The 19,003-nt window shown below is 46.1% G+C and carries 20 protein-coding genes and 1 riboswitch; of the genes, 18 read left to right on the forward strand and 2 right to left on the reverse strand.

Annotated elements, in window-relative coordinates; all coding sequences use genetic code 11:
* The 5 genes from Q6A92_RS00005 to Q6A92_RS00025 all read left to right on the forward strand — a co-directional run.
* On the forward strand, positions 1-218 hold a 218-nt coding region (locus Q6A92_RS00005; RefSeq protein ID WP_332236618.1), incomplete at its 5' end, for a hypothetical protein.
* 504 nt (positions 219-722) lie between these two features.
* Positions 723-791: riboswitch (Fluoride riboswitch) on the forward strand.
* Between the two features lie 58 nt (positions 792-849).
* On the forward strand, positions 850-2,115 hold the full coding sequence (gene eno, locus Q6A92_RS00010) for a phosphopyruvate hydratase (protein WP_332236619.1): 1,266 nt from the start codon (positions 850-852) through the stop codon (positions 2,113-2,115).
* 407 nt (positions 2,116-2,522) lie between these two features.
* Positions 2,523-2,846: a DUF190 domain-containing protein gene (locus Q6A92_RS00015; RefSeq protein ID WP_274401545.1), complete on the forward strand. Its 324-nt coding sequence runs from the start codon at positions 2,523-2,525 to the stop codon at positions 2,844-2,846.
* A gap of 22 nt (positions 2,847-2,868) precedes the next feature.
* Entirely contained in the window at positions 2,869-3,285 is a 417-nt protein-coding gene (locus tag Q6A92_RS00020) for a fluoride efflux transporter FluC (RefSeq protein WP_274401546.1), read from the forward strand.
* A gap of 53 nt (positions 3,286-3,338) precedes the next feature.
* Positions 3,339-3,500, forward strand: a complete 162-nt coding sequence (locus tag Q6A92_RS00025; protein WP_274401547.1) for a hypothetical protein — start codon at positions 3,339-3,341, stop codon at positions 3,498-3,500.
* A 247-nt stretch (positions 3,501-3,747) separates the two neighbouring features.
* Here Q6A92_RS00025 and Q6A92_RS00030 read toward each other — a convergent pair whose 3' ends face one another.
* Both Q6A92_RS00030 and Q6A92_RS00035 read right to left on the reverse strand, forming a co-directional pair.
* Positions 3,748-4,305 (reverse strand): NADPH-dependent FMN reductase, encoded by a 558-nt coding sequence (locus Q6A92_RS00030; RefSeq protein WP_332236620.1) that lies wholly within the window; start codon positions 4,303-4,305, stop codon positions 3,748-3,750.
* A gap of 276 nt (positions 4,306-4,581) precedes the next feature.
* Positions 4,582-4,827 carry a hypothetical protein gene (locus Q6A92_RS00035; protein WP_332236621.1) on the reverse strand — a complete coding sequence of 82 codons (246 nt, stop codon included), beginning with the start codon at positions 4,825-4,827 and terminating at the stop codon, positions 4,582-4,584.
* A 616-nt stretch (positions 4,828-5,443) separates the two neighbouring features.
* On the opposite strand from Q6A92_RS00035, the gene iolB reads away from it, so the two are divergent.
* The 13 genes from iolB to Q6A92_RS00100 all read left to right on the forward strand — a co-directional run bounded on the left by iolB (position 5,444) and on the right by Q6A92_RS00100 (position 18,819).
* Complete coding sequence (iolB, locus tag Q6A92_RS00040) at positions 5,444-6,262, forward strand: 5-deoxy-glucuronate isomerase (RefSeq protein ID WP_332236622.1); 819 nt, start codon at positions 5,444-5,446, stop codon at positions 6,260-6,262.
* An 867-nt stretch (positions 6,263-7,129) separates the two neighbouring features.
* The gene (locus Q6A92_RS00045) at positions 7,130-7,909 is read left to right on the forward strand and encodes a DeoR/GlpR family DNA-binding transcription regulator (protein ID WP_274401551.1); all 780 of its coding nucleotides are present in this window, start codon (positions 7,130-7,132) and stop codon (positions 7,907-7,909) included.
* A gap of 1,182 nt (positions 7,910-9,091) precedes the next feature.
* A complete protein-coding gene (locus Q6A92_RS00050; protein ID WP_332236623.1) occupies positions 9,092-9,541 on the forward strand; it encodes a DMT family transporter in 450 nt (149 codons plus the stop codon).
* Between the two features lie 58 nt (positions 9,542-9,599).
* Positions 9,600-10,052, forward strand: coding sequence for a DMT family transporter (locus Q6A92_RS00055; protein WP_274401642.1), 453 nt, complete (start codon positions 9,600-9,602; stop codon positions 10,050-10,052).
* 112 nt (positions 10,053-10,164) lie between these two features.
* Positions 10,165-10,392 (forward strand): hypothetical protein, encoded by a 228-nt coding sequence (locus Q6A92_RS00060; protein ID WP_332236624.1) that lies wholly within the window; start codon positions 10,165-10,167, stop codon positions 10,390-10,392.
* Positions 10,393-10,459: 67 nt separating this feature from the next.
* Positions 10,460-10,930, forward strand: a complete 471-nt coding sequence (locus tag Q6A92_RS00065) for a MarR family winged helix-turn-helix transcriptional regulator (RefSeq protein ID WP_332236625.1) — start codon at positions 10,460-10,462, stop codon at positions 10,928-10,930.
* Between the two features lie 280 nt (positions 10,931-11,210).
* Complete coding sequence (locus Q6A92_RS00070; protein WP_274401554.1) at positions 11,211-11,753, forward strand: DoxX family protein; 543 nt, start codon at positions 11,211-11,213, stop codon at positions 11,751-11,753.
* A gap of 420 nt (positions 11,754-12,173) precedes the next feature.
* Complete coding sequence (locus Q6A92_RS00075; RefSeq protein ID WP_332236627.1) at positions 12,174-12,302, forward strand: hypothetical protein; 129 nt, start codon at positions 12,174-12,176, stop codon at positions 12,300-12,302.
* Positions 12,303-13,295: 993 nt separating this feature from the next.
* Positions 13,296-14,744, forward strand: coding sequence for a sigma-54 interaction domain-containing protein (locus tag Q6A92_RS00080; protein ID WP_274401555.1), 1,449 nt, complete (start codon positions 13,296-13,298; stop codon positions 14,742-14,744).
* A 682-nt stretch (positions 14,745-15,426) separates the two neighbouring features.
* On the forward strand, positions 15,427-16,890 hold the full coding sequence (locus Q6A92_RS00085) for a 4-hydroxyphenylacetate 3-hydroxylase family protein (protein ID WP_274401556.1): 1,464 nt from the start codon (positions 15,427-15,429) through the stop codon (positions 16,888-16,890).
* Positions 16,891-16,919: 29 nt separating this feature from the next.
* Complete coding sequence (locus Q6A92_RS00090) at positions 16,920-17,219, forward strand: NifU family protein (protein WP_332236628.1); 300 nt, start codon at positions 16,920-16,922, stop codon at positions 17,217-17,219.
* Entirely contained in the window at positions 17,216-17,482 is a 267-nt protein-coding gene (locus tag Q6A92_RS00095; RefSeq protein ID WP_332236629.1) for a hypothetical protein, read from the forward strand. The genes Q6A92_RS00090 and Q6A92_RS00095 overlap by 4 nt, the downstream gene beginning before the upstream one ends.
* A gap of 5 nt (positions 17,483-17,487) precedes the next feature.
* Positions 17,488-18,819 carry an acetyl-CoA hydrolase/transferase family protein gene (locus Q6A92_RS00100; RefSeq protein ID WP_332236630.1) on the forward strand — a complete coding sequence of 444 codons (1,332 nt, stop codon included), beginning with the start codon at positions 17,488-17,490 and terminating at the stop codon, positions 18,817-18,819.
* Positions 18,820-19,003: the final 184 nt, after the last annotated feature.

Consider the following 19,003-nt stretch of genomic DNA (forward strand, 5'->3'; position numbering starts at 1 on the left):
GAATCGCCCTAAAGCAGCGGACAATCGCCCTAAAATGGTCGCCATTCGCCCTATTCTGGCGGAGTATCGCCCCGTCAGGAGTTTATCGCCCCGAAAAAAGAAAGAATCGCCCTAAAGCAGCGGACAATCGCCCTAAAATGGTCGCCATTCACCCTATTCTGGCGGAGTATCGCCCCGTCAAGAGTTTGTCGCCCCGAAAAAAGAAAGAATCGCCCTAAAGCAGCGGACAATCGCCCTAAAATGGTCGCCATTCGCCCTATTCTGGCGGAGTATCGCCCCGTCATGAGTTTATCGCCCCGAAAAAAGAAAGAATCGCTGTTCGCATGAAAATTCAGAGTGCCATAGACCGCCGCTTGTACAAACCGATCGCTTTTCAGAGGAATAGACGGCGCTTCCACGCCGCAGCTTGACTGGATGCATGAGTTGAGAGGATACTCATTTTTATTTTTAAGAATTTGTTTTTTGGGGAGTCCCCGGAGGCAGAAAGGAATGCACGGACCCATTGGGCAGAAGTCAACATATCCGCGGGCAGGCAACATGCGCTAACATCATGGAACAGTTGCTATAAGCGCAGCACAGGCGGGAAGCTGACAGTATCCGCTCCCAGGCCTGGAACTTTCTCACCGGGACGCAGGGCATGAAGAGGGAGAAGAGATACAGTGCGGAAGTGTCTCATTTAATTGCACTTGCTTTCTCCAGCCGTTGTGATACAATGACGTCATAAATAAAGAGGCGATGGCGTTCGCCGTGAAGTGTTGTTCATACTAACAGCTAATAACGTCTACCTTAAGTTCTTCCCGGGAAGGATTAAGGTAGACGTTTTATTTTATTTTCAAGGAGGATATTGTGATGACTGCAAAAATTGAATCTGTTAAGGCAAGGGAAATTTTCGATTCAAGAGGCAATCCAACGGTTGAAGTGGACATTCGCCTGAATGACGGAACACTGGGACGTGCAAGTGTTCCGTCCGGAGCGTCAACGGGCGATAAAGAAGCCGTCGAGCTCCGAGACGGCGGAAAGCGCCTGGGCGGCAAGGGCGTTCTTCAGGCGGTCGGGAATGTAAATGGCACCATTAAGGACGCCATAATCGGCCATTCACCGTTTGATCAGAAAAAGATTGATCAGCTGCTTTTGCAGATTGACGGAACGAAAACAAAAAAGAAACTAGGCGCCAATGCCATGCTTGGCGTCTCGCTGGCGGTTTGCCGGGCCGCGGCATTATCAGAAGGTATTCCGCTTTACCGTTATTTAGGAGGCATCGATATTCAGCTTCCCCGTCCTTTTTTCAATGTGATTAACGGCGGCAAGCACGCAGATTCGGGGATTGATATCCAGGAGTTTCTGATCACGCCGATTGGCTTCAATCATTTCCGTGAAGGTGTTGAGAGCATCGCTGATACGTATCATACTTTAAAGAGCATATTGGCGAAGAAGGGGCTCGCCACTTCGGTTGGAGATGAGGGCGGTTTTGCACCGCATCTCGAGTCCAGTGAGGCAGCAATTGAGACGCTGATTGAAGCGATAACAACCGCCGGGTACACGCCGGGAAAAGATATCGCGATAGCCATTGACCCGGCCTCGAGCGAATTTTATAAAGATGGGACCTATCACTTTGAAGGCAAACATTTAAGTGCCGATGATATGATCGGCTACTATGCAAATCTGATTCAGCGATATCCTATTGTTTCCATTGAAGACGGGCTCTCTGAACACGACTGGGGAAATTGGCCCGCGTTTACACAACGTCTGGGGGGGAGCGTTCAATTAATCGGCGATGACATTTTTGTTACGAATCCGGCTATTTTTAAGGAAGGAATCGAAAAGAAAATTGCAAACTCGATTTTGATCAAACTGAATCAAATCGGAACCGTGACAGAAACCATTGAAACGATTAATATGGCACGCCGTGCAGGGTATACAACGATGATCTCACATCGTTCCGGAGAAACGGAAGATACCTTCATTGCCGATTTTGCCGTTGGCTTGGCAGCCGGGCAGATTAAAACGGGTGCCATGGCCCGGACCGAACGGATCGCTAAATATAATCAATTTCTAAGGATTGAGGAAGAACTGGGGCAGGACGCCGTGATGACTCCCTTTCCTTTTAAAAAATAATCGGTTTGTATGTCGGCACTCGTTGAGACATTCAACAAGTGCTTTTTTTACTTGAGGAGGTGCCTGAGATGATAAGCGGCTCAGGATTGTTGCCGGCGGGCGATCAGAAAATGTCCGGATGCTGAATTCTTATCAATGCAGCGGCTGCCGCATTTTTTTCGGCAGAGGGATCCGGGATGGGCGCCCCCGCCTCAAAAGAATGATTTTAAATGATCGCGCAGACACAGAACCGACTGTTGATCAGCGCTTTGCTTTCATTTATCCACATTTTGGAGATCCAGGCATGAAACAAGTGGGCATCTATCATCGCAAGGGCAGATGATAGAGAAATTTAAAAGTTTCGTCCGGATAAAAACCTATCAGGCAGAATCAGGCGAGTCTGACAAAAGGGGGGGGAAGGAAAGGACATGGACGGACATCAATATTTTACCGTCAAGGTTTATACGAAAGAAGAGAATTCATGGTTCAGAAAAGAAGAATATGAAAAAGTGCTGAGCTTTTTTCAAGAAAGAAAAGCTTGCTGGACATCGGTCACTCAAGGATTGGTCGGCTATGGCAGAGACCGGGTGATTCGTAAACAAAGTATATTTTCATTCAGTAAAAAAACGCCGATTGTCGTTGAAACCGTTGTCCCTGCCGATCACCTGCCTGAATTATTGTCCGGACTGCGGAAATTGGTTAAAAATGGGGCGATTTTTACAACACCTGTCCAGTTGATTGTAAGTAAATAGGCCATGCCTGAGGAGGATATTTATGTATTATATTTTACTGGTTGTTTTTAGCATTCTAGGTGCACTTTCAAGATATTCGCTTGAATTACTCATCCATTCACAATCCTTTCCACTGGCAACATTGCTGATTAATCTGCTCGGCTGTTTTTTGCTGGCTTTTGTAACGCGCTTTTTAAGCTGGCTGCCGCAATTATCGACACGTGTCGTATCAGCCATCGGCACCGGATTTGTCGGCTCGTTTACGACTTTTTCCACCTTTGCCTTCGAAACCTTTCATTTATTTCAGGCGGGAAGCTATCTGCTGGCTTTTTCTTATCTGATGATCAGCAGTATCGGAGGTTTTTTTGCCTGCTCGCTCGGCTATCAGACCAGTAAATTTCTTTTGATTTTGATTAGAGAAAAAAGATCGCTGCAGGACGCCCGTGATGATGCAGTGTAAGAAAATTCTCGCTCAATCGTACAAATACGACTCATAAACGGGAGAGAAAGTCTATGTTCAGATCTCGCTCGGCAGTAACCAAATTGATCGCACGGTTAATGGGGATAGGAGCAGCTGCAATTGCTGTGTCGCTGTTAAGATTAAAAGTAAACTGGTCAATCATCCTATTTGCCTGTATTCTTGTCATCATCCTGTTTTTTAAAGAAGGTCACTAATGTTTTCCTGAAATCGCGTCCCCCCTCCGTTGCCTCGTTTGCTTTTGGCGGCTGCACAGCTCTGACCAGGGGGATTTTTGTATCATTTTCTGTGTGTTTCGCTATGTTCTGGCGATTAGGTGATTATTGGTTTTGTGCGATCATTTTTTGTAATACTTTCCTTTACTATTTGAAACCGGACAGAAACGGACCCCCGTGCCTTGAACAGCACAGGGGTCCGTTTTATAATACAAGCCGTTGATTAGCCTTAATTATATCTCCTGATCAGTTCTACAAAAGCATCAACGATTGTCTGGAAGAATTTCAGCGTGTTTTCATTGGTAATTTTTCCGTTCTCATCAATTAATGAAGCGACATGGCCGATATAGGCTTCCGGCTGCTGCAGTGTCGGCATATTGAGGAATGTTAAAGACTGGCGCAGATGATGGTTCGCACCGAAGCCGCTTATTCCGCCGATGGACACGCTGACAATTGCAGCCGGTTTTTTATCCCATACACTTTGTCCGTACGGACGGGAACCAACATCCAGCGCATTTTTTAAAACGGCAGGAACGGATCGATTATATTCAGGCGTGACAAACAGCACCGCGTCGATTGATTGCATCGTTTTGCGAAATGTCTGCCAGGATTCGGGTACACGGTTTTCATCGTCAAAATCCTGATTATAAAAAGACAGATCGTCCAACTTAATAAAATTAACGTGATAATCTTTTGGGAAAAGAGGGGCTAATGTTTTTGCCACCAGCCTGTTGTAGGAATCTTTTCTCAGGCTGCCGACCAGAACGCCGATATTTTTACCTGCCATAGAATTCGCCTCCAAAATATAGTAGAAAACTCAAGTTCAGTTTATCACTTTTAAAATTTTTTTACTCAAATCGTTACTTTTCATGCTTGCCGGCCCTTGAGCCGATCGGCTGATCCATTAAGATCAGACGCGCGATCCGATCAAGATGCCCCCTTGCGGAATCATGCTGTTTTCCGGACAGCCGAATAGGCGCAGAGTGTGGAGCAGCCGTGTCAGTAAGATATCCGCCCCGTCTTTTGATGATCCGGCGTTAGACACAAGGAGCGGTCCGCAATCTTATTCCGTTCTTGAGCTCTCGAAATCGCGTCCCCGCTTTTTGTAAAATCCTGCGCAAAGGATGAAAAAAGATACAGCCGTGATGGCGATGAGCAATAGGAACATCTGATGATAGGCAAAGATTAAAGGGCGGGGCATGCTCATCGCCTCTTTTGCCGGCGTGTATGCATAAGCAAGCATGGCGAACAGCGAACTCATTACCGAAGCACCGACGGTCAGTCCGAGATTACGCCCAAGTCCGAGCATGGAGGAGTACAGCCCCCTTTTTGAATCAGGGGCTTTCGAACTTCTGAAAATGTACTGTCAAACGCTTTCACCAATGTTGGCAAAACGATGTTGACGACACTGGTATCAAGTGAAGACATAAAAATGGCTAAAGCAAGACCGCTTATGAGAATATTCATCCGAGTGTTCGTTTTCATCATTAAGAATGCCTCCGGAATCCATGGAATGATTCATAACTTTATAACGCAACCGCCCATTAATAGTACCAGAAAAAAGCAATTAATGGTCATTTTGTGATTGATATTTGATAACTATTGATTGTATCAAGTGTGCTTTGTGGGACGGGAACCCGAAAATCAGGTGAACCGCCTCTTCAAAGACGTTTTTGCCCCGAATGAATTTATCTGCTTTTTGATTTAAATCTCTTGATATTTTGAATAGGCTAGAATAAGATATAAATATAATCAAGATATATTCAACATATAATAATATTTCTGCACTAAGATGAGGATTAATGGCATTTCTATCATCCTGTAAGCATGTAAGCAGTCAAATGGGTGTTAAATGAAAACGCGTACACTATTTTTGCATTTTTATTTACGGCTGAAAAAATCATAAATAAAAGGGAGTCTTAACTGTGGGGAAATTGCAGTATAAACCTTCGTCAAAAGAATTGGCGCCGGGTGTCACTCTGATTCAGGATGTCAATGAGACAAACTCCGAGCTCAGATATGTTTCATTCAAATTGCTTGATTTAAAGAAAAACGCCCGGTATGAAGAAAAATTGGATAAAAAAGAAGTATGTATCGTTGTCCTGACCGGCCGGGCAACCGTGAACGACGGCCGCCGGACTTTTTTCGGAATCGGCAAACGGCAATCTGTATTTGATAAAATACCGACAGACAGCGTGTATATTACAAATGATAAGACATTCAGCGTAACGGCGGATAGCGATTGCCATCTGGCTCTGTGCTACTCTCCTTCGGAAAAGCAGCTGCCTACGCGGCTGATTACAGCCAAAGATAATTCAATTGAGCGGCGCGGTAAATATAATAATAAACGTCTTGTACAAAATATTCTTCCCGATAATGACCCTTCGGCAAACAGCCTGCTTGTCGTAGAAGTGTATACAGAACCAGGCAATTTTTCAAGCTATCCGCCGCATAAACATGATCAGGACAATCTGCCGCAGGAATCTTTCCTGGAAGAAAGCTATTACCATGAGATCAATCCGAAACAGGGCTTTGTTTTTCAACGGGTCTACACGGATGACCGCAGCCTCGATGAAACGATGGCAGTTGAAAACGGCGATGTGGTAGCAGTGCCGAGAGGCTATCACCCGGTCGGCGTGCCCGACGGCTATACATCGTATTATTTAAATGTAATGGCCGGTCCGACACGTATTTGGAAGTTTCACAATGATCCGGATCATGAATGGATCCTCAACCGTAAGTAATTGAGCGATTGTTTTTTTTCAATTACTGTGATACTTGCCGGATCAGAATTGTTGATGGTGGCGCGATCAGCTATTTCGACTGGCCTGCCCTCCCTTCGTCTTGGGACATATATTACGGCAGCGGCCGTATATGTTCTCCGCGCTCGGAACCATTGAAAAAAAACGATAGAGCCTGAAAAAATGCCGGTATTCTTTCGTTAAATTAAAATCAAATCATCACATATAAAAAATAAGAAGAAGAGCCGCTTGTTCATTTCCAGGTCCGCTGCCGATGAGAGGATAGAAATGTCAACATTGCGGCTTTTTTGTATGAATCGAATCATCCGGGAAATCTTAATTTTACTCTTCCATTTTTCGACACGCAGTGAAAGGTGGGAGGCATGACTGTAGATGATATCATAAAGTGTATATATCCCGGGCCTCGAGGTTTTTATAAAAAAAATAGGACTTCTGCTGCAAGTTTATCCATGCAGTTGATTCCGGCATTTTTCAGTGCCAGCCTTTCAGCGACTTTTTCATCTGAATCCTTACGGGCTTCATGCATGTCGCGGTCCCGGGCTCTCCTTTATACCGGAACATGTCACAGATAGATACTCATGGGCGGGAAAGCGGACTTCAGAGTCAATGTTCTCAAATGGAAGTTCTTGATCCGGCCTGTCATAGGGCTTAGGGTCTGTTTTATGGCCGACGGAGAGGACTCCCATTTCAGTCGAATAAAATGGGAATACCTGCATACAAGGATGAATGATTTTATTATCATTTCAAAAGTTTTAATAATATAAATGGATATATAATGAATATATTTTGATTAATAAAATAATAAGTGATATATTTACCATAGATAGATTAAATTGTATAGGTGGTTATATGAAAACAAAACGGTTACAGGAAATCGAGGATTATGTTGTCAGGCATGAAACAGTAACGCTGGATGAATTGTGCAAACATTTTGACGTCTCCAAGAATACAATCCGGAGAGATATAAATACAATCCTGAAAAAGGGAACGATTAAGAAAGTCTACGGCGGTGTTACGATTGCAGATCCCGGGCTCATTCCTTTTTCGGACCGCGATACGAGCAATCAGAATGAAAAGATAGCGATATCGCGCTGCGCCGCGCAATTTATAGAAGAAAATGATATCGTCTTTATCGATTCCGGTACGACGACGCGTCACATTGTAGAGTTTATTCCCTCTACCCGGAATGCAACGATTGTGACCAATAATCTGGATGTTATCAACAGTGCGTCCCAGCTGCCCAATCTTCGTATTATTGTTGTCGGAAATGTTTATAAAAGGGACACCAATTCTTTTATCGGTTTAGATGGTTGGGACGTGCTGGAGAAATTTAATATTGATAAAGCATTTATGGCTACAACAGGTTTGTCGATCTCGAGAGGATTAACGAATACGGATATACTTGAGTATTCGATCAAGAAAGAGATTGTTAAAAAGTCTCATGTACTATACGTTTTGGCCGATCACTCAAAATTCGATAAGTATACATTGCTCACTTACGCGGAATTGGATCGCGTTGATGCCCTGATTACCGGGGCACCGCTGAAGAATGAGTACGCTATTTATTGCAAGGAACACGATATTAATGTATATCAGGCGCTTGCCGAAGAAGAAGCAGAGGATAAATAAATCGACTTCTGCGGACGTTTAAAATAAAAAAATGTCGGAGAAAAGGCTTGATGATGCCGTTATTCATCTGTCCGGAACCCGTGAGTACAGTTGATCGTTGTTCTCCTTTTTATAAATAACCGGTAAAAGATCCGTCAGAATGGTAATGTGATGATCATGTTGTGGCACTATTGAGACGCAGATAAAAGGGAGAAATTTAATCGTGCCACTGGTCAGATTTGATCTTATCGAAGGACGCACGGAAACAGAATTGAAAACACTCCTTGTTAAGCAGACAGTTTTCCAGAAAATATCGTATTTGTTCAAAGCCGGTCATAACATCCTCTTTTACAAGCTATGCGTTTTAACTATATCCAGTATGCACGATATCAATTAGGCAGGCTCCGGAATAGGGTCTATTATTCATATAGATAAAAGATATATCATATTTTTTTGCCTTTTTTTATAAGGATCTAAGAACGCTGTTTAGTGATTCATGGACGGGCAAAGACCGAAGGGGTATCATGAATCGATGGTGCCTTCGCATTTCGGATTATTTAATATTGGTCATGTAGAAGCGGACGGTTTTCTTCCGATATTTTATAATTATTAAGTTAGACAGGACGGGAACGAGGCTCGACTTTCAGTCCCGGAACCGAAGTTAAGAAGAGACGACTCAGATGCATGAAACCATGTATACGAGCCGCCTCTTTTGAGGTAACATTCATCAATGATGACGCAGTCGTTTGAACGGCGCAGCAAAATCATCAATTCCCAACCTCGATTATTTGTGCTAGTATTCGGGGTATTACGTACCGTTCTGAAATATGGCAGCATGAATCAGTATTGGCGGGGATGGTTCGGATATGTCCCGTCCCTTTGAGGTTATCAAGCTGAATGCGGATTAAATGGAAGGTCTTATATTTAAGGCTGCTTATGAAGCGATCGACTTGCCGGTGAGTCGCACTCGGCGGTTTGTGCGATGAGTAGTGTGTATTGTTGTTTTTAAAATTATCTTCATAAGAACTGCTCAGCAGATGTGTTTCATTATTCATGTAGCTGGATGGAATCGGCCCGGTATTTCGATAAGAAATGCACGGCTCTGTCCGCCTGAAGACGGAGGGCTTGGGGAGAAATACAGGGTCCAAATAATTTTAAAAGTAAGATTTCCAATCATTGGTTCACAAGGAGTATTGACTGCTGATGTTGATTTTATTATTGCTTTTCGGCCTTTTTGCCGGGATGGTCATTCCGCTTCAAACATCGATTAATTCACGGCTTGGTTTACGATTAAAATCTCCGTTTATTTCATCGGCTGTCTCGTTCTTTGTCGGTATGGTTTTCCTGTTCATCGTTTCTTTAATCGCCGAACCGTATTTTTTTTCCGAGGGCGCGCGCCTTTTTTCCCTTCCTTTATGGATGCTTATCGGGGGCGGATGCATCGGCGTTGTCTATTTGACTGCGAACATCCTTTTGCTGCCGCATCTGGGTTCGGCATTAACGGTCGTTGTAACCTTGCTGGGCCAAATGATCATGGCGCTTGCCATTGATCAATTCGGCTGGTTCCGTGTTCCGGTTCATGAGTTGAACGGTCCGAGGCTTCTGGGTATTTTGCTCATGTTGGCCGGCGTTTTTGTGGTGGAAAGATTCTGATGATTAGGGAGTCTGTCTTGTGAGAAAAAAAACATCGTCCGTTCATATCTTGCTCTTTATGTTTTTGGGAGTACTGGCAGGGACGCTGTCGCCTGTTCAGACATCGATTAATGCGGAACTGAGAGACGCGATTCACGCACCGCTTGCCGCGGCGTTCAATTCTTTTTTTGTGGGAACGATTGTGCTGATTCTTTTGATCTCTATTCTGGAACGGCGCCGATTATTCCGCAAAGATGTGATCCGCAAAGGAAAGGAAATCATCTCGAAGAGTCCGAAATGGATTTGGATCGGCGGATTATTAGGCGCTATTTTTGTATCGGCAAATATATTTCTCCTGCCTGTCGTCGGTGCTGCGCTCACCGTCGTGCTGACTTTCTGCGGCCAGATGGTCATCGCATTGATTATCGATCACTTCGGATGGTTCCATGTTCCGAAACGTCGGGTTAACGTGATGCGTGTTGTCGGAATGATTCTGATGGTGGCGGGGATCTTTTTCATTCAGCATTTCTGAGCAGGCGACCAGCAGTACGGCCGTTCACTTAAGATGCGCGAGCGGAGCTGCCGGAGGAACTAGGCGAGGAGCCGCCGGGAGAAGGCGTCGATCACGCCGGTGTCTGTTCCGAATGTTTACCGGCGAGGCGGGCTTGCTAAAACGGTTCGCTGCCCGCACGGCCCTGTACCTTGATTCTGCCGCACCGGACGCGGCTTTTTCTGGTTTTTCAGGGGTGAAAATTCGCGACGAGTTCAATCTTAAGCGTTACCGGATTTTACGCTTCCCGTTTAAGCAATATTTACAAATTTTTCGGGTGTTTCAGCCATGGACGGGTACCCATATGATATACTGCAAATAAAGCAAAAAGTACTTTGTTGAGCGTTCCTTGCCTGAATGAATATTTTTACTTTGGGGATTCTGTGACTATGAAAAATGATCAAAACCTGATGGAAATAATAGAGACCTATTATCAGCTGCTTAATTTAGACAGCGACAGTGATAAAGAAAAACGGTGGATGGCGGAGCATGTTTCTTTTAAATGGCCCCGGCTGACGACGCTGCATATGCATGTGCTTGCTTATATTTATACGCACCCGGACACCAATGGCAAATCCATCTGCTGCGCCTTGAACATTCTGCCGGGCACACTTTCGAAAATTACGAATCGGCTCAAAGAGGAAAAACTGGTGGACATTGCACAGGAAATGAATGATAAGAGAGGGCGCGTCTATCGGGCAACGGCGCGCGGCAATGAGGTCTCCACGGTTCACGAAGGGCTGCATAAAATAAAAGATGCCCGTCTGGAGGACATGCTATTAGAATTTTCTGCGGATGAATTGAGGATTATTAAGAAATTTCTTGACAGAATCCTGCAAGTGGAACTGAAGAAATATTAAGGTGCTTCCCTTCCATCCAGCTGCTTTCCCCTTTTTTGGCCTGCACACTCAGGCTTCCTTCCACGATCTGTTGAACAATCTGTTACCCTTTTGTGAAATTTAAACGAAACGTGCGTGACATTTTAAAGAAGAAATGTTTTGAGGCTATTTTGTTTGAAGGAACGACACTATAATTAAGTTCGTAATAATTACATTCCATGGAAAGCAATTTTGGATAATCCGCTTTAACGAAGCCGCGATTGCCGCAAAATTGCAGACTATGCTGAGGAGTGAACTAATTATGGTACATTGGTTAAGAACGAATAAGTATGCATCTATTGTTCTGCTGCTGATCCGTCTGTATCTTGGCTACGAATGGCTTCTTGACGGATTTGCTAAGCTGTGGGGAAATGAAAGCCCATTCAGTGCAGCGGGATTTATGCAAGGCATCCTTAAGAATCCTGTTCTTAGTCCTGAGAAAACGGTTTTGTATCCGGTCTATAACGGATTCATCAAAAACATTGCGCTGCCTCATGCGCAATTGTTCAGTTTTCTTGTGTCCTGGGGTGAATTTCTGATCGGAATCGGATTAATCATCGGCGTCCTGACGACGGCGGCTACCTTCTTTGCTCTGTTCCTGAATTTTATCTATCTGTTTGGCGGCACGGTTTCAGTCAACCCGCTCTACATCTTGCTCGGATCGATTTTGCTGTACAGCGGCTTCAATAGCGGCAAAATCGGCGGGGATTACTGGGTCATCCCGTATATTCGCCGTTTCGCGCGCGAGAAACTGAACTGGGGAAATCATGAGGACACCGTGCAGCCGTCCCGCAAAGCTCAATGATCCGTCAGTACAATTAGCGCACGTTGAAATAATTTTTAATTTCTATGTTTATAGCGGACTGATGCCGGTTCTGAGGCGGCACCGGCCCGCTTTATTTTGCTTTTGGTTGTATAAGCGGCCGATGATTACGAGTACTGCGCCTGTTAGGCATGCGCAGGGCCTTGTCTGCACTTATGGCTCGGCGAAAGCATGCAAATAAAGCCTTTGCTGCTTATTCAGGACAGGCGGTGTTGCGCAGTAGCGTCGCACTGTGCGGCATCAATAGGAATGAAGTGAAAGGCTGTGAAAATATGGAATATCGAATTTTTGCTACACTGATTCAGCCGGATTAGGAGGTGGTTCCGGCGCCATTGGGGCACAACAACCGATAAAGTTACTGCGCCGACCGATAGACGGGGTGCGCCGACCGATAAAGTTGCTGTGCCGACCGATAAACGAGGTGCGCTGACCGATAAAGTTGCTGCGCCGATCGATAAACGAGGTGCGCTGACCGATAAAGTTGCTGTGCCGACCGATAAACGAGGTATGTTGACCGATACACATTCCTGAAACAGGCTGTTTAACGTTTCGGTGCAAGTTCAGCTGCATTCGGTGCGGCTTTCTCCCATTTCGGTGCGACTCAAACCCGATTCGGTGCGACTGATAGTTTTTCTCAGTTCCGACTCTACCTTTTTTGATCGGGTGCAGTTCTCTAAATCCGATCGGACTGTGCATGGAATTCGTCAACTAAGCAATAAATCTTTTTCTTACAGTTTATAATGTCGGGACAGGAGAGAACCCTTTTGTTATGAAAACCAGACTGAATCCAGGAACAATGCGTAAATAACTATTTTGACATGGAGATTAAATTCAACGGAAGCATGCGGCTTACATTGCTCCGATTGAACAACTTTATTCGTATTTATCTTTATCAGCCGGAGCCAGGTTTACGAGCATTCATACGCCCGTTCCCGGACAATTTTGTTTTTGGCCCGGAGACAATCATGAAGATGACAAACTTACAAGCAAAAACAGGCTGATCAGCAGATATCAAAGGGTAACAGCCACGGACTGGCTGTTTTGTGGCTATTATTAATATTGGCTATATAAAAAATCCATTCGTAAAAAAAACTAAATTGTTCTGATTATTGTCGGTGCTATTATATAACAGGAAGTAGGTAAATCTTATTAACAGAGGAATTGTATATTGCAAAAGAAAGACTGAAAGGTTTTATAATACAATTTGTGAAAAAGAGAACAAGTATGTCTGCTAAAAATTTTAAGATCAATGACGCACTGTTTTGTCCGGTCGTTCAAGCTTTTGTCAACCATGCGAACAGAGGTACACATCCATTGCCCGGGACAGCTATAAGTGGAATGGCGTTATGATCGCGCAGCGGCATCGAGCGTTTGAACAGCCGGATTGGCGGCTCGCTGAACTTTGAAAAAACAGTTCGGGGCTGAAGGAAAAGAAAACGCAGGGTGCTTGAGAAAGCAGATTCATAAACATTTTTGGCTCCGGGCCTTGTGATTGAGCAAAAGGCATTTGAGGGAGGCCATATCATGAAGGGAGAATTTGCTTGTCCGCCCGGCGCGGCGGAACTTGATTTTTTTAAAAATTTTAAAGACGATCCTGCCAAATTGATAGCCATACTTGAAAATTCTTTCGATGGAATCTATATAACCGACGGGAATGCCAATACCATCCTGATAAACTATTCTTATGAGATTATATCAGGCCTTACAAAAGAAGAAGTTATGGGGAAAAATATGCGGGATCTTGAACGGGCCGGCGTCATCTCAAAGTCGGCAAGCCTGATTGCGCTCAAGAGCGGCAGAGCCGCCACGCTGGATCAGGAGTTCAAGACAGGAAAACAAGCGGTCGTGACCAGCACACCGATTTTTAATCATAATAAGCGGATCGTCATGGTTGTTACAAATGTCCGCGATGTTTCCGAACTCTATCGTCTGAAGGAAAAGCTGGCTCAAAACGTTAAGCTTAATCAGCACTATCAGACCGAAATCAAGATGATCTGGAAACAGATTCTCGGCGATACGAACCTGGTAGCGAAGGACAGGAAAATGCTGGATTTGCTGCGTGTGGTCAAGCGGGTGGCCATGCTTGATACGGAAGTGCTGATTCTCGGGGAGACCGGGGTCGGCAAAGAAGTCATTGCTAATTATATACACCGGAACAGCCCGCGCTGTAAAGAACATTTTATTAAAGTAAACTGCGGAGCGATCTCCAAAAGTCTGATCGAAAGTGAACTTTTCGGGTATGAAGGCGGCGCATTTACCGGCGCGAACAAAGAGGGAAAACCCGGACTGTTTGAAGTGGCCGACAAGGGCACGATTTTCCTGGATGAGGTGGGCGATCTGCCGCTGAATATGCAGGTCAAGCTGTTGCGCGTGCTTCAGGAACAGGAAATACTCAGGGTAGGTTCCAGCAAACCGGTCAAAATTAATGTGCGGATTCTGGCGTCCACCAACCGTAATTTGAAGAAAATGGTTGCGGCGGGGACCTTTCGATCCGACCTCTATTATCGGTTGAATGTGTTTCCGGTCGTTATACCGCCGCTGCGCGAGCGGAAAGAAGATATTCCCGCCCTGGCAGAGAGCATGCTTGAGTCTTTTAATAAGAAATACGGGAAAAGCAAGAAGCTTACGAAAACCGCAATGGCGAGACTTAAAGAATATCACTGGACCGGTAACGTACGGGAACTGAAAAATGTGGTTGAACGGGCTTTTATTATGAGTGAGGAAGACACAATCACTGCCGCATCGCTGTCGCTTCGCACGCCGAGAATACCCCGGCCGGCTGATAACGGTGAAGGGATCGATTTAAAAAAGATACTTGAAGAAATTGAAAGCGAATACATTGATCACGCCTATGAAAAATATCATAATGTACGTGCCGCTGCCAGAAGCCTTCGGATGGATCCTGCCACATACACCCGCAAGCGGAAAAAATATTCAGGAAAAGTTCCGGCTCGGGAAAAAAGCGTGTTGTAGAATAAAACGCAACAGTACAAGAGAGAAAAAAGCGATCGTGAAAACGCGTTAAAATCGCCGGTCGGCTTGGGGTTTCTGATATCTCAGCGCGGCAAGGGCGGGATATGGGAGTCAGCCGCCCGGCGGCCGACCGTCAACCTGTCTTTTTCACGGATGTCCGGCCGATGTTTGTGATTCGGATAGACATACGGAAAAGCCATTCAGTACGTGTGGGCTGAGAAGAGCGGCTGAACGGTGAACAGCAGGGGTTCTTCTTCTCTCCGCTTATGAAGGCTCGATCCTTTTTTGATTTCACAGAAAGGAAACCGTCTTGTGACTGCGGGATTGCTGCCGTTGTCACTGTTTTAAAAATAAAACAATGATTTAAAAATGAAACACCGCTTAAACACGGTTAATCCTGTTTATGGCGGCCTTTTTATTTTTACATCCATTTTAAATTCGCAACGGGGAACACACTGCTTTTGGGAGATAAAAAAGAGGATATGCCGGGTTTAGGCCGTGATTCGGCACTTTTTTAGTGCTGTGCCTCATTTGGCATAATGCTTGCTTATGTAGTGTTGGAGGGAGAACACAGGTGGGACTAATTTTCGGAGGAGGAGGGAGTAAGCGGGAGTCCCGTCAGAAAGCTGTTTGATGTTTTCCCTGATGTTAAAAATAACAGGAATGAAAGGAGAAAATTGTCATGACACTGAAAACCGGGGAAGAATACATTGAAAGTATTCGCAGATTAAAAACACAGGTTTATTTATTCGGGAAAAAAGTGGAGGTTCCGGTGGACAACCCCATTCTGCGCCCTTCGTTGAATTCTGTCAGGATGACGTACGATCTCGCACAGAAACCGGAATATGAAGACTTAATGACGGCGATATCACCGGAGACCGGCCATCGGATCAATCGTTTCACCCACATTCATCGCAATACCGAAGACCTAGTGAAAAAGGTAAAAATGCAGCGGCTGCTCGGCCAGCAGACGGCGGCTTGTTTTCAGCGCTGCGTGGGGATGGATGCATTTAACGCGGTTTACAGCACGGACTATGAAATAGATAAAAAATATGGCACCAGTTATTTTGAAAATTTTAAAAAATTCATGGTTTATGTACAGGAAAACGATTTGACCGTTGACGGCGCCATGACGGATCCTAAAGGCGACCGTTCATTGGCGCCGCATGCCCAGCCTGATCCGGACATGTATCTTCATGTTGTAGAACGCCGTCCAGACGGCATTGTCGTAAGAGGTGCCAAGGCGCACCAGACCGGGGCGCTCAACTCTCACGAAATCATTGTCATGCCGACGATTGCAATGAAACCTGAGGATAAGGACTATGCGGTAGCTTTCGCCGTTCCGATCGATACTCAAGGTATCTTTATGGTTATCGGGCGTCAGTCGTGCGACACACGGAAAATGGAAAACACGGAAATCGATGTCGGAAACAGTGAATTCGGCGGAGTGGAGGCGCTGGTCGTGTTCGACAATGTGTTCGTGCCCAACGACCGGATTTTCCTAAACGGCGAGGCTGAATTTGCGGGTGTACTGGTAGAGCGCTTTGCCGGTTACCATCGCCAGAGCTATGGAGGCTGCAAAGTCGGAGTCGGCGATGTGCTGATTGGTGCGGCGGCCACTGCGGCCGATTACAACGGCGTACCTAAGGCCAGCCATATTAAAGACAAGCTTATTGAAATGACACATCTCAACGAGACACTGTACTGCTGCGGGATTGCTTGTTCGGCCGAAGGCAGCCCGACCGCTTCGGGCAACTATCTGATCAATTTGCTGCTGGCCAATGTCTGCAAACAGAATGTGACCCGATTCCCGTATGAAATTGCCCGCCTTGCGGAAGACATTGCCGGCGGACTGATGGTCACTGCACCTTCCGAAAAAGATTTGCGCGACGCAAAACTGGGCCCATACGTTAAAAAATATTTTAAAGCAAATCCGGAGGTTTCCACCGAAAACCGGATCCGCATTCTGAGACTGATCGAAAACTTGACTCTCGGCACGGCAGCCGTAGGATACAGGACAGAATCGATGCACGGTGCGGGGTCTCCTCAAGCCCAGCGGATCATGATTGCGCGTCAAGGCAATCTGCCGATGAAGAAGGAGCTGGCGAAAAAAATCGCGCATGTCAAGGAATATGCGCATGCGTAAAAAGTCAATCACTTCATCGGGGGTGACAAATGATGGAAAACGAAATGATCGAGAAAATCGAAAGAACCCTGGACGAGAAAATCCGGCCGGCGCTGGCACTGCATAAAGGAAATGTGAAGATCGTTAACCTGAAAGGAAACGTTTTGCGGATGAGGATGCTGGGCGCGTGCCGCGGCTGTCCCTCCGCCACGCTGACGCTTGAATCCTTGATTGAAGATGAGGTACGGACCGCGCTTCCGAAAATAAGGAAGGTTGAATTTGAGAGCGGAGTCAGCGACAGCCTGATAAAACAGGCACGTTTCCTCATGGAATTTCGGCGTGCGCAATGAAGATACGCGTCAAGTTTTGCGGAGGCTGCAATCCTCGTTATGACCGCGGAGAAATTGTCCGGCAGCTCCGCACGGATTTCCCCGATATTGATGTTGTATTTTCCGGGGAAGCAGAGGCGGATCTGGTCGTGGTCATCTGCGGCTGCGAAGTGGCCTGTGCCGATCATGCCGCCCTGCACGGCAGACTTGGGAAAATAATACTTGTACGGGCGGAGGATTATGCAGGACTCCGCCGCCTGCTTATTTCACTCAAAGGAGTGTGAGCCCTATGGATTGGAAAACGCAGTATAAAGACAAACTGATGACGGCCGGCGAAGCTGTCAAACGGATAAAATCCGGAGATCGAGTGGTTGTGAGCCACGCGGTCGGCGAACCCAGAACACTGATCAGCGCCATGGTCGAAAATGCTGATCAATATAAGGGCGTGGAAATTGTGCACATGGTTGCGATGGGAAATTCTCCGTACTGCCGGCCGGAGATGGAAAAACATTTCCGCCACAATAGCCTGTTTGTCGGCGCATCCACGCGCCAGGCGGTTGCCGATGGCAGGGCGGATGTCACACCGGTATTCTTTTCGGAAGTTCCGGAACTTTTTCGCACTACTCTGCCGGTCGACGTTGCTCTGGTGAATCTCTCGCTGCCGGATGAGCACGGCTATTGCAGTTTCGGCGTATCGGTTGATTACTCGAAACCTGCGGCTGAGGCGGCAAAATTGGTGATTGCCCAGGTAAATGCCAATATGCCCCGTACGTTCGGTGACAGTTTTATTCATATAAGCGAACTGGACTGTATCGTTGAGGCGGATGATCCGATCATCGAACTTCCGCAGGGAAAGATCGGCGACGTTCAGCGGGCCATTGGCAAGAACTGTGCATCTCTGATCAACGACGGCGACACCCTCCAGCTTGGGATCGGTGCGATACCTGACGCGGTTATGCTGTTTCTGAAGGACAAAAAAGACCTGGGCATTCATTCGGAAATGTTTTCAGACGGCACCGTTGAATTGATGGAAGCCGGAGTGATTACTAACAAACGCAAGAATTTTCATCCGGGCAAAAGTGTCGTTACCTTCTTAATGGGTACAAAACGGCTCTATGACTATGTCAATAACAACCCGTCGGTGGAGATGTATCCGGTGGATTTTGTCAATAATCCGTACATCATCGCCGAAAACGACAATCTCGTTGCCATCAACTCCTGTATAGAGGTTGATCTTACGGGGCAAGTTGTTTCCACAAACATTGGCTTAACGCAGTTCAGCGGCGTGGGCGGACAGGTCGATTTTGTCCGCGGCGCGCAAATGAGCCGGGGCGGCAGATCGATCATGGCGATGCCGTCAACGACGAAAACGAAACGGGGCACAATTTCCAAGATCGTTCCATTAATCACTGAGGGTGCGGCGGTGACAACCAGCAGGGATGAAGTGGATTATGTGATTACCGAATACGGCATCGCCAAATTAAAAGGGAAAACCTTGCGCGATCGCGCGCGGGCACTGATTGAGATTGCCCATCCCGATTTCCGTCCGGATTTGATCGAAGAATATGAAAAACGTTTTCACAGCAAATTTCAGGACGCCCCGCATAAAGCCTATGCCTGACGCACCTTATTGACCGGCAGCGTCTTTCACGGCCAATCGAATCACAGAAAAAGATATTGAAAGAAGCGCACAGCTGCAACGGCAATGAGACGGCGACATTGTGCGCTTTCAATTTATGCTGCTCCGGTATCCGCGCGGAAAAAACAAAGGCTTATCTGCTTTCATTTCGTCTAAAGAAAGTTGA

This window comes from Sporolactobacillus sp. KGMB 08714, assembly GCF_036598985.1.
Lineage (GTDB): Bacteria > Bacillota > Bacilli > Bacillales > Sporolactobacillaceae > Sporolactobacillus.